The organism is Pseudomonas sp. P5_A12 (assembly GCF_056400685.1).
In genome coordinates, this window is the sequence record NZ_JBFUKU010000065.1 from 19,391 (window position 1) to 30,747 (window position 11,357).

Consider the following 11,357-nt stretch of genomic DNA (forward strand, 5'->3'; position numbering starts at 1 on the left):
CTTATTTTTCGCCGTTGGCCTTTCTAGAATAGTTGTTCACATTGTCCTGTCATCGAGCTGCTCATGCCTGGCTTACGTCGTTTTCCCTTACCGTTGATCGCTGCTTTTTTCGCGCTGTACGTGATTTGGGGATCAACCTATCTGGCGATCCGCATCGGTGTGGAATACTGGCCGCCGTTGTTGCTCGCCGGAATCCGTTTTGTGGTCGCCGGGACGCTGATGTATGCCTTCCTGCGCTGGCGCGGCGCGCCGGCACCGACCTGGGCACAGTGGAAAGCGGCCGGCATGATCGGGGTCTTGCTGCTCGCTGGCGGTAACGGCGGAGTCACTGTGGCCGAACACATGGGGGTGGCCTCCGGTGTGGCCGCTTTGGCTATTGCGACGGTGCCGTTGTTTACCTTGTTGTGCGGATATTTCTGGGGCGCGCGTAATACCCGTCTCGAATGGGCCGGGATTGTGCTCGGGTTGATCGGCATTGCCATGTTGAATCTCGGCTCGAACCTGCAATCGAGCCCGTTGGGCGCGGCCTTGCTGGTGCTGGCGGCGGCTTCTTGGGCGTTCGGTTCGGTCTGGAGCAAACACTTGCCGTTACCCCAGGGGGCGATGGCCAGTGCTGTAGAAATGCTGGTTGGCGGTGTGGTGCTGCTGATCGGCAGCGCACTGAGCGGCGAACATCTGCAAGCCCTGCCACCGATCGAAGGGTGGGCGGCCTTGGCGTATCTGACGTTCTTCGGTTCAATTATCGCGTTCAACGCGTACATGTATCTGTTGAAAAACGTGCGTCCGGCGGCGGCGACCAGTTATGCCTACGTCAACCCGGCCGTGGCGGTGTTGTTGGGTATCGTGTTTGTTGGCGAGACCATTGGCATCGAAGAAGGTCTGGCGATGCTGGTAATCATCAGCGCCGTGGTGTTGATCGGTTTGCCGCAGTGGCGTCGGGCGCCTGAGCAGCCGGCTGTAGTCGCGCCGACAGAATCCCGTGTGAATTAGGGTAAACTGCGCGCCATTGCATCTTGTTTTGCACACTTGTTTTGAAAAACCCGCGCTGAATTTTCCTACGGTAATCCCATGACTTTCGCCACCCTTGGCCTGATCGAACCCTTGCTGCGCTCTCTCGAGACGCTCGGCTACCAGACCCCGACGCCGGTTCAGGCGCAAGCCATTCCGGCGGTGCTGGCCGGTCGTGACTTGATGGCTGCCGCCCAGACCGGCACCGGCAAGACCGCCGGATTTGCGTTGCCGCTCCTGCAATTGCTGGCCATGGAAGGGCCGAAAGTCACCGCCAACTCCGTACGCGCACTGATTCTGGTGCCGACCCGCGAGCTGGCGGAACAGGTTCACGAAGCCGTGCGTCAGTACGCCGAGAACCTGCCGTTGAGCACTTATGCGGTGTACGGCGGCGTCAGCATCAACCCGCAAATGATGAAACTGCGCAAAGGCGTCGACCTGCTGGTGGCCACGCCGGGCCGCTTGCTTGACCTGTTCCGTCAGAACGCACTCAAGTTCAATCAGCTGCAAACCCTGGTGCTGGACGAAGCCGATCGTATGCTCGATCTGGGCTTCTCTGAAGAGCTGGGCAACATTTACAAGGCACTGCCGAAGAAACGTCAGACGCTGTTGTTCTCGGCGACGTTCTCCGATGCGATCCGCACCCTGGCCGGGCAGATGCTCAACGATCCGCTGAGCATCGAAGTCAGCCCGCGTAACGTCGCCGCCAACACGGTTAAACAGTGGGTCGTGACCGTCGACAAGAAGCGCAAGCCGGAGCTGTTCGTTCACTTGCTGCGCAAAGGCAAGTGGAAGCAGGTGCTGGTGTTCGCCAAGACCCGCAACGGTGTCGACGCACTGGTGGAAAAACTCCAGGGCTTGGGCATCAATGCCGACGGCATCCACGGCGACAAACCTCAGGCCACGCGCCAGCGCGCACTGGACCGATTCAAGGCCAGCGAAGTGCAGATCCTGGTCGCCACCGACGTTGCGGCCCGTGGTCTGGACATCGAGGACTTGCCGCTGGTGGTCAACTTCGACCTGCCGATTGTGGCGGAAGACTACATCCACCGCATCGGTCGTACCGGCCGTGCGGGTAACACCGGGCAGGCGATTTCGCTGGTGTGCGCCGATGAAGTGAATCTGCTGTCGGCCATCGAGACGTTGACCCGTCAGACATTGCCTCGGCAGATGGAGCATGACTTTGAGCCTGAACACCGCGTACCGGATACCGATGCCAGCGGTCAGGTGGTCAAGAAGCCGAAAAAGCCGAAGAAGCCAAAGACCTCAAGTGGCGGCGGCAAGCGCAACCTGGGCAAGTGGGTAGAGAGCGGGGATGCTTCGGCGCCGGAGCCTTCGATCAAGCCTGTGCGTAAAGTGCCGGTGTTCAATACTGGACCGCGTAAGAAGAAGCCTTAAAAGCAGCTATAAGTTGCAAGCTACAAGCTGCAAGTTAAAAGCCATTAACTTGCAGCTTGTAGCTTAAAACTTGCCGCTGCTTCTGAGCCATCCCACCATCCCCATCCCCGCCGCACGCCCACTGGCGAAACACGCGGTCAGCAGATAGCCGCCCGTCGGCGCTTCCCAATCCAGCATCTCCCCCGCGCAGAACACGCCAGGCAACTGCTTGAGCATCAAGCGTTCATCCATCGACTCAAACATCACGCCCCCGGCGCTGCTGATGGCTTCGTCCAGTGGGCGGGTTTTCACCAGCGTCAGCGGCAATGCCTTGATCGCTTTGGCGAGCAACGCCGGGTCACTGAAGCAGTCAATCGGCGTCAGTTCACGCAACAATGCTGCTTTAACCCCATCTATACCCAGCTGACTGTGCAGGTGTTTGGACATCGAACGTGAACCGCGCGGCTTGCTCAGCGCTGCCTGCACTTTATCCACAGGCTTGCCCGGCAGCAGGTCCAAATGAATGGTCGCGCAACCGTTGAGGTTGATGGCTTCGCGGATCGGTGAGGACAGGGCGTAGATCAGGCTGCCCTCAATTCCGGTCGCCGTGATCACACATTCCCCGAGCCGTGGCGCGTCGTCATTGAGGCCGATGGCGATGTTTTTCAGCGGCGCACCGGCGAATTTACTGACCATCAATTCGCTCCAGGCCTGCACCTCGAAGCCGCAATTGCTCGGTTGCAACGGGGCAAGTCCCACACCGCGTTGTTCCAGCGGCTGCATCCACGCGCCATCCGAACCGAGGCGCGACCAACTGCCACCGCCGAGGGCCAGCAGTGTGGCGTCAGGTGTCAGGCTTTTTTCACCGTCGGGGCTCGACACGTTCAGGCTGCCGTCGGCATTCCAGCCCAGCCAGCGGTGACGGGTGTGGATAACTACGCCGGCATCTCGCAAGCGTTTGAGCCAGGCGCGCAGCAGCGGCGCCGCTTTCATGTCGGTTGGAAAAACCCGGCCGGAACTGCCGACAAAGGTTTCGATGCCCAGGTCATGAATCCATTGGCACAGTGCGTTGGCGCCAAAGGATCGCAGCAGCGGGGCAATCTGCGGTGCGCGCTCGGCGTAGCGCGAGAGAAACGCCGGGTAGGCTTCGGAATGGGTGATGTTCATGCCGCCGACTCCGGCCAGCAGGAATTTGCGTCCCACCGAAGGCATGCCGTCGTACAGGTCGACCTTGATCCCGGCCTGGCTCAACACTTCAGCCGCCATCAGGCCGGCGGGGCCACCGCCGATGATGGCGACGTGAGGGGGGGAGGAGGTCGAGGGCTGGGTCATTAAGTGCACTGCGGTTTGGCGGAATAAGGCGGGCATTCTACCAGCACAGGTCTATGTGGGAGCGGGCTTGCTCGCGAAGGCGGCGGTACATTCAACATTGATGTCGACTGTGCTAACGCCTTCGCGAGCAAGTCGAATCGTCGCACCGCCGCTCCCACAGGGGATTTGTGGGGGGTTCAAGATCTGGTTAAAAAACAACCAGCGCTGTGTAAGCTATACGCGGTAAGGGCTGCAGGCCCTTTCACTCAGGTTATCCACAGGCAGTTCCACAGGCATTGTGGGTAAAGACCCACGGTTCAATGACAACCTGATGACTGCCAGACCCGCTGCGCGCTGTGATGCAGGATGCCATGTCGGCGCGCCAGGGCCTTGCGGTCCTTGCTGTAACCGCCACCAATCACCCCGACCACCGGAATATCCCGGCCCAGGCAATGACGCATCACGCTTTCATCACGCGCCGCCACGCCTTCGTCCGTCAGCTTCAAGTAACCCAGGGCGTCGTCCTTGTGCACATCGACACCGGCGTCATACAACACCAGGTCCGGTTGATAGAGCGGCAGCAAATAGTTGAGCGCATCGTCGACCACTTTCMGGTACTCGGCGTCGCCCATGCCCTTGGGCAACGGGATGTCCCAGTCGCTTTCGGCTTTGCGTGCAGGAAAATTCTTTTCGCAGTGTAGGGAAACGGTCACCGCGTCCGGGGTGTTGTGCAGGATGCGTGCAGTCCCGTCGCCCTGATGCACGTCGCAATCGAAGATCAGCACCCGATTCACCCGGCCGCTTTCCAGCAGGTAGTGGCTGATCACCGCCAGGTCATTGAAGATGCAGAAGCCCGCCGGGTAATCGTAATGCGCGTGATGCGTGCCGCCCGCCAGGTGACAGGCCAAACCGTGTTCCAACGCCTGCTGCGCCGCCAGCAACGAACCGCCGACCGCGCGCACCGTGCGCCGGGCCAGGGCTTCGCTCCAGGGCAGGCCGAGGCGCCGTTGGTCTTCACGGGACAACTCGCCACTCATGTAACGTTCGATATACGCAGCGTCATGGGCGAGGGCGAGAATCTCAGCAGGGCAGAGTTCCGGGCGCAGCAGGTCGGCGTCCCGGGTCAGGCCGCTGTCCACAAGGTGATCGCGCAGCAAGCGAAACTTGTCCATGGGGAAGCGGTGATCCGCCGGGAACTCGGGGCTGTAGTCTTCGTGATAAATCAGCGGCAGCGGCATGATGATTTCATGTAGGAATGAGAGAAGGATCCTACCAGCGATGTAGACTTGCGGCATGGAAACGGGGGAACGCAATGGAGCCAATACTGGAACTCGAAAGCGCGCGACTGTTGTTACGGCAGTGGCGCGATGAGGATTTGCCTGAGTTTGCGGCGATGTGTGCCGATCCACAGGTGATGCGCTATTTCCCGGCGCYGTTGAGTCGGTTGGAAAGTGCCTCGCTGATCGGACGCGTGCGCGGGCATTTTGCCGAGCATGGTTTTGGCCTGTGGGCACTGCAACGCAAGGACACCGGTCAGTTCATCGGGTTTACAGGGCTGGGTGTGGTGGGTTTCGACGCGCCATTCACTCCCGCGACCGAAATCGGCTGGCGCCTGGCACGCGAGCACTGGGGCCTGGGCTACGCCAGTGAAGCGGCCTGGACCGCGCTGCGTTGCGGGTTTGACCGGTTGGCGCTGACGGAAATCGTGTCCTTCACCACTCAATCCAACACGCCTTCCGAAAAAGTCATGCAGGCCATCGGCATGCACCATGATTCAGCCGATGACTTCGAGCATCCCAGGCTCGCGGCCGACCATCCCCTGCGTCACCATGTGCTGTACCGAATCACCCGTGAACAATGGCTGCAAACCTTGCATGGATAAGCCGGCGCGGACGTTTACAATGGCTCCCATATTGTTGGCCCGGGCCAGAAATTGAATCGACCGTCGCAGCCAAGACTGCGCGGCAATGTTTTGCGTGAGGAGAGTCTGAATGAGCCAAGTGTTGGATGATCTGGTCGACCTGCTGACCCTGGAACCAATCGAAGAAAACCTGTTCCGTGGCCGCAGTCAGGACCTGGGTTTTCGCCAGTTGTTCGGCGGTCAGGTGATCGGTCAGTCGCTGTCGGCAGCCAGTCAGACGGTTGAAGAAGCGCGGCATGTGCATTCCATGCACGGCTATTTCCTGCGGCCGGGCGATTCCGCGTTGCCCGTGGTTTATCAAGTGGATCGGGTGCGCGACGGTGGTAGTTTCAGCACACGCCGGGTAACGGCGATCCAGAAGGGCAACCCGATTTTCACCTGCAGTGCCTCGTTCCAATACGACGAAAAAGGCTTCGAGCACCAGGCCGAAATGCCGGTTGTGGTCGGACCGGAGAACCTGCCCTCGGAACTGGAACTCACCCAGCAGCGCGCGCACCTGATCCCCGAGCACATGCGCGAAAAACTGCTGTGCCCGAAACCGATCGAATTTCGCCCGGTAACCGAAAAAGATCCCTACAACCCGCTGCCGTCCGATCCGATCAAGTACGCCTGGTTTCGCGCCGACGGTGCCTTGGCTGACTCGCCGGCGCTGCACAAATACTTGCTGGCCTATGCGTCGGACTTCGGTCTGTTGGTCACCTCGATGCAGCCTCATGGCAAAACGGTCTGGCACAAAGACATGCAAGTCGCCAGCCTCGATCACGCGCTGTGGTTCCATCAGGATCTGCGTGCCGATGACTGGTTGCTCTACGCGATGGACAGCCCGTGGGCCGGCAATTCCCGAGGCTTTAACCGTGGCAGTGTGTTCAACCGTGCCGGGCAACTGGTGGCCTCGGTCACGCAGGAAGGCCTGATTCGTCATCGCAAGGATTGGGCATGAGCCTGGCCGAGGTGCGTCACTGGGTGTTCGACATGGACGGCACCCTGACGGTGGCCGTGCATGACTTCGCGGCGATTCGCGTGGCACTCGCGATCCCGGCCGAAGACGACATCCTGACGCACCTCGCGGCATTGCCGGCTGATGAAGCGGCAGCTAAACACGCGTGGTTGCTGGAGCATGAAAGGGATCTGGCGTTGGGTTCGAAACCGGCCCCAGGTGCGGTGGAGCTGGTGCGTGAGTTGGCCGGGCGCGGCTATCGCCTGGGCATTCTCACGCGCAATGCCCGGGAGTTGGCGCACGTCACGCTGGAGGCCATCGGCCTGGCGGACTGCTTTGCGGTGGAGGATGTGCTGGGGCGTGATGAAGCGCCGCCCAAACCGCACCCCGGTGGTTTGCTGAAACTGGCCGAGGCCTGGAAGGTGTCGGCGAGCGAGATGGTGATGGTCGGTGATTACCGGTTTGACCTGGATTGCGGGCGTGCGGCGGGGGCGCGGACGGTGTTGGTAAATTTGCCGGATAACCCGTGGCCTGAGCTGACGGATTGGCAAGCGGCGGATTGTGTGGCGTTGCGGGAAATGCTTTTGGCTTGAGGGCCTCTTCGTCGGAACGCCGCCCGGAGCCGGCTCGCACCCACAGGGGTTCTTTATGGAATACAAAATTTGTGTTCACTGAAGATCCAATGTGGGAGCGAGCCGGCTCGCGAAAGGGCACTGTCCGGCGGCACCAATCTCACTGCCCAAACAACGCCTTCTGCCCCTCCGGCGAAGTAAACATCCCATCCCCGTTATGCCCAACCCCCGGCACTTCGACCAATCGCTGGTTCACCCCGCGCGGATTGCGGCGCAGCAAATAATCAAAATAGAAATGCCCGCGAGCCAGGCGATTGGCGCCCTGAGCTTCAGCCTCGCACCCCTTGTCCAGCGCCGGATGCTGCGGGTCGATGTCTTGCTGCCCGAGCAGATAAGTCACGTCACGCTTGACGTAATTGCCTTCAATCTGCGGCGCTGTTTGCCCACTGGCATAGAGCGGCAAATCCGTCAGGCCGTACTTCCAGCGGTTAAAACCGGGGCATTTCGCGTGATCGAACGCCACGGGCCGCCGCTCATCGAAATAGGCATACGAGGAAGGGTTGGCGACCACATAGCGGATATTCACACCGGCAGCCGTGAGTGCCGATTGGTCGTGAGCCAGCAATGCATAACGCTGAACCACTTGAGCACCACCGGAATGACCGGCAATGACGATTTGCTTCACATCCGGAAACTGTTGCTGGTCGCTGACTCTCGCGATGATTTGATCCAGTGCCCCATAGGAACTCAGTGCAAACGGGGCGGAGGATAAACCGCCGGCCATCCAGTCGTTGCCTTGCCAGCGCAGGACGGTGTCCGCCACTGGATGCTGGGCGACATCGGTTTCGTTGAGAAATTGTGGAGCGATCACCAGCGTGGTTTGGCTTTGTCCTGCCAGTTCAGCCGCCTGTTCGGCGCTCTGGCGGTAGGTTTCAGAGTTACGCAACCGACCATGGATGATGATCAGTACGCGCTCGATTTTCGCTGGCGCCGGGCCGATGCCCACCACCATTTCGCCTTCTTTGAGTAACAGCCGCCCGGGGCTGAGTTCTTTAACCCCTTGCTCGGCGGCTTGGGTACTTGCGCAGGTAAACAGTACAGCTAACAGCCACTTATTCATTTACAGGTTTTTCGCCGCAAAGGTATCGCACTGGCCCACCTGGCCTTGTGCAAATCCGGTTTTAAACCAGCGCACTCTTTGCGCTGACGTACCATGGGTAAACGAGTCCGGCACCACGCGACCCTGACCTTGCTGCTGCAAGCGGTCGTCGCCGATGGCGTTGGCGGCGTTCAAGGCTTCTTCGATATCGCCGGGTTCCAGCCAGTTCAGACGCTTTTGCGCATTGTTGGCCCAGACCCCGGCCAGGCAATCGGCCTGCAATTCCTGGCGCACGAGTAAACCGCCATCGCCTTCCATCTGCCGGCCTTGCTGGCGGGCGGTCTGCATTTTCGCCGATACGCCGAGCAAGGTCTGAACGTGATGTCCGACTTCGTGAGCGATCACGTAGGCTTGGGCGAAGTCACCGGCGGCGGCAAAGCGTTGCGACATTTCCTGGAAGAACGCCATGTCCAGGTAGACCTTCTGGTCGGCCGGGCAATAGAACGGGCCGGTCGCTGATGTCGCCAGACCACAGGCCGAATTGACGCGATTGCTGAACAGCACCAGGGTTGGATCTTTATATTGCCGACCCGCCTGCTGGAAAATCTGACCCCAAGTGTCTTCTGTATCGCCGAGGATCGAACGCACGAATTCGGCGCCTTCGTCGTTTGCGGGTGGCGCCTTGCGGGTTTGGGTGGTGGCCGGTGCCGATTGCTCGCTCATTTGCCCGGTGAGCTGTCCGAGGATTTGCAGCGGGTCCTGGCCGGTGATCCAGCCGATGCCGACAATCAGAATGATCGCCGTCAGGCTCAGGCCTTTGCCACCCCCGAAGCGCATCCCACCGCCACCACCGACATCATCACCACGGGCATCGACCACGTTGTCGCTGCGTCTGCCTTTTTTCCATAGCATGTGGGAATCCTCTGGTTGTCCGTGGGGATGAGTGTTGCTGGTGTGCGGGAGCGACGCCAGCCCGGTCGTCCGGGTTCTCTGCGTGTGCCAGCATGCAATGTAGCTTTGACGACATCGGGAACCTTGCAGACTGTAGGAACATGGATAGCCCGTCGAATTCCGTCAGGTGGTGGGTTTTTATCGAATGGGTGAATGCCTGTGCTTGCCGACTGTTCAGTTCCAGATTTTGCGTTACACGGTTCATCTTCTAGAATCAGGCAAATTGTGTGTGGAATCTCCCATGGCCGGCAGTCAGATCGAACGTGTTTTCAGCGTGCTGGAAAGTCTTACCAGTGACCCTCGCGGCCTGCAAATGCAGACGCTGGCGGAACAACTGGACATCCCTAAAAGCGCGACCCATCGCTTGCTCGCCGAGCTGATCCGCTTGGGTTATGTGCGGCAAAATCCGGAGAACCTGCGCTATCACCTGTCGACCAAGCTGGTGGCAATGGGGTTTCGTTATCTGGCGGGCAGCGGCGCCGATATCGTGCAGCCGGTGCTGGATCGCCTGGCTCAGGAGACCGGTGAACTGGTGCGCCTTGGCGTCATTGAGGGCGAGCGGCAGATCTGGATCGCCAAGTCTCAGGGGGCCCGGTCCGGCCTGCGATACGACCCGGACATGGGCCGCGATGCGCCGTTGTTCTATACCGCCTCGGGCCACGCGTGGCTGGCGTGCATGAGCGATGCCGAGGCGTTGTCGCTGGTAGAACGACAGGGTGGTGAGCGTCCGAAGGACGTGGGGCCGAATGCGCCGCGTTCCAATATTGAACTGCTCGAACGTCTGCGTCTGGCGCGGGAGCAGGGCTATGCCTGGGTTGAAGAGAGCTCGGCGGTGGGCACCTCGGCGATAGCTGCCGTGGTGCGACACCCGAGCGAGGGGCGGGTGATCGGGGTGTTGAGCATCGCCGGGCCCAGTGCGCGAATGCCCGGGGCGCGGTTGCATGAATTGGCTCCGCTGTTGTTGACGTTTGCCGAAGAGTTGTCGGCGGCGAGCCTGGCTTCAGAGTTGTTCAGTTAACTCGGACATACCACCACAATGGAAACTCTGTTCATCGGAAAACTGTGCGTTGTTCGAACGGTTTCAGCCTATGCTTATGTAGGAATCTGGAACCAGGTTCTAAATTATTGGAATTCGCCAGGCACAAGGGAACCCATATGACCGTCAGCACCCCGCTCTCCGGCGTAAATCGCCCCTTCAAAGGGATTTTGCTGATCGTTCTCGCCACCTTCCTCTTTTCCAGCCACGACGCCTTGTCGAAATACCTCTTGGGCTTTTACCCGATGGTCATGGTCGTTTGGGCGCGTTATGTGGTCCACACCTTGTTGATGGCGGGGATTTTTCTACCGCAATCCGGGTTGGGTGTGTTGCGTACCAAGCGGCCTTTGCTGCAGACGATGAGAGCGTTGTGCCTGTTGGGCACCAGTCTGTTTTTCACCACCGGTTTGCAATACATCCCGTTGGCCGAAGCCACGGCGGTCAACTTTCTTGCGCCAGTGCTGGTCACCGCATTGTCGGTGCCGTTGCTGGGCGAGCACGTCACCCGTGGCCAATGGATCGCGGTGATTTGTGGATTTGTCGGCGTATTGATCATCGTCCACCCAGGCGGTGATCTGTTCACGCCTGCGGTGCTGTTGCCGTTCTGCTCGGCACTGTTTTTCTGCTTCTATCAATTGCTCACCCGCAAGCTCAGCAACATCGACAGCCCGACCACGAGTAACTTCTTCGCCGGCCTGTGCAATACCTTGGTGATGTGCGCGTTGGTGCCGTTCTTTTGGCAAATGCCAACCTTTGGGCATGGCTTGCTGATGGTGGCGTTGGGTGCTTGCGGGATGACGGCTCACTTGTTTCTGACTCAGGCGTTCCGCTTCGCCGCGCCCGCGCTGCTGGCGCCGTTCGGTTATTGTCAGATTGTGTTTGCCGGTCTGCTGGGCTGGCTGCTGTTTTCCCACACGCCGACCCTGACCACCGTGGTCGGGATCGCGGTGATTTGCTGCAGCGGGTTGGCGGCAGCGTGGCAACAGAGTCGTCGGTAGGAGAAACAAAAAGGCAGGCCTGGAATCAGGCCTGCCGGGGGAAGGGCAATTACTCGGTAACGGTAGGAATCTTGCGCGGTGCCATGAAGTACATCCAGGTCAGGGCAATGAAGTACATCGCCGGGATCAAGGTGAACAGCACGGTGT

Annotated in this window: 12 protein-coding genes; 7 read left to right on the top strand and 5 right to left on the bottom strand. The window is 60.0% G+C overall.

Annotation, left to right across the window (positions count from 1 at the left end; all coding sequences use genetic code 11):
- Positions 1-63: 63 nt before the first annotated feature.
- Both yedA and AC1DSG_RS11780 read left to right on the top strand, forming a co-directional pair.
- On the top strand, positions 64-990 hold the full coding sequence (yedA, locus tag AC1DSG_RS11775; protein WP_477791046.1) for a drug/metabolite exporter YedA: 927 nt from the start codon (positions 64-66) through the stop codon (positions 988-990).
- A 78-nt stretch (positions 991-1,068) separates the two neighbouring features.
- Entirely contained in the window at positions 1,069-2,406 is a 1,338-nt protein-coding gene (locus tag AC1DSG_RS11780) for a DEAD/DEAH box helicase (RefSeq protein WP_477791047.1), read from the top strand.
- 63 nt (positions 2,407-2,469) lie between these two features.
- Here AC1DSG_RS11780 and AC1DSG_RS11785 read toward each other — a convergent pair whose 3' ends face one another.
- The gene (locus AC1DSG_RS11785) at positions 2,470-3,717 is read right to left on the bottom strand and encodes a TIGR03862 family flavoprotein (protein ID WP_477791048.1); all 1,248 of its coding nucleotides are present in this window, start codon (positions 3,715-3,717) and stop codon (positions 2,470-2,472) included.
- Between the two features lie 296 nt (positions 3,718-4,013).
- Positions 4,014-4,934 (bottom strand): histone deacetylase family protein, encoded by a 921-nt coding sequence (locus AC1DSG_RS11790; protein WP_477791049.1) that lies wholly within the window; start codon positions 4,932-4,934, stop codon positions 4,014-4,016.
- Between the two features lie 74 nt (positions 4,935-5,008).
- On the opposite strand from AC1DSG_RS11790, the gene AC1DSG_RS11795 reads away from it, so the two are divergent.
- The 3 genes from AC1DSG_RS11795 to AC1DSG_RS11805 all read left to right on the top strand — a co-directional run bounded on the left by AC1DSG_RS11795 (position 5,009) and on the right by AC1DSG_RS11805 (position 7,147).
- Entirely contained in the window at positions 5,009-5,578 is a 570-nt protein-coding gene (locus tag AC1DSG_RS11795) for a GNAT family N-acetyltransferase (RefSeq protein ID WP_477791050.1), read from the top strand.
- A gap of 109 nt (positions 5,579-5,687) precedes the next feature.
- A complete protein-coding gene (gene tesB / locus AC1DSG_RS11800; RefSeq protein WP_007946617.1) occupies positions 5,688-6,557 on the top strand; it encodes an acyl-CoA thioesterase II in 870 nt (289 codons plus the stop codon).
- On the top strand, positions 6,554-7,147 hold the full coding sequence (locus AC1DSG_RS11805) for an HAD family hydrolase (RefSeq protein WP_477791051.1): 594 nt from the start codon (positions 6,554-6,556) through the stop codon (positions 7,145-7,147). Before tesB ends, AC1DSG_RS11805 begins: the two co-directional genes overlap by 4 nt.
- Positions 7,148-7,286: 139 nt before the next feature.
- On the opposite strand, the gene AC1DSG_RS11810 is transcribed toward AC1DSG_RS11805, so the two are convergent.
- Together AC1DSG_RS11810 and ypfJ are read right to left on the bottom strand one after the other, a co-directional pair.
- Complete coding sequence (locus tag AC1DSG_RS11810; RefSeq protein ID WP_477791052.1) at positions 7,287-8,246, bottom strand: alpha/beta fold hydrolase; 960 nt, start codon at positions 8,244-8,246, stop codon at positions 7,287-7,289.
- Positions 8,247-9,137 (bottom strand): KPN_02809 family neutral zinc metallopeptidase, encoded by an 891-nt coding sequence (gene ypfJ / locus AC1DSG_RS11815; protein WP_477791053.1) that lies wholly within the window; start codon positions 9,135-9,137, stop codon positions 8,247-8,249.
- A 280-nt stretch (positions 9,138-9,417) separates the two neighbouring features.
- Between ypfJ and AC1DSG_RS11820 the strand changes: the two genes are divergently transcribed.
- Together AC1DSG_RS11820 and AC1DSG_RS11825 are read left to right on the top strand one after the other, a co-directional pair.
- Positions 9,418-10,194 carry an IclR family transcriptional regulator gene (locus tag AC1DSG_RS11820; RefSeq protein WP_477791054.1) on the top strand — a complete coding sequence of 259 codons (777 nt, stop codon included), beginning with the start codon at positions 9,418-9,420 and terminating at the stop codon, positions 10,192-10,194.
- Between the two features lie 137 nt (positions 10,195-10,331).
- Positions 10,332-11,210, top strand: a complete 879-nt coding sequence (locus AC1DSG_RS11825) for a DMT family transporter (RefSeq protein WP_477791055.1) — start codon at positions 10,332-10,334, stop codon at positions 11,208-11,210.
- 49 nt (positions 11,211-11,259) lie between these two features.
- On the opposite strand, the gene AC1DSG_RS11830 is transcribed toward AC1DSG_RS11825, so the two are convergent.
- Positions 11,260-11,357: hypothetical protein (locus AC1DSG_RS11830; protein WP_477791057.1), on the bottom strand; the 98-nt coding region annotated here is incomplete at its 5' end.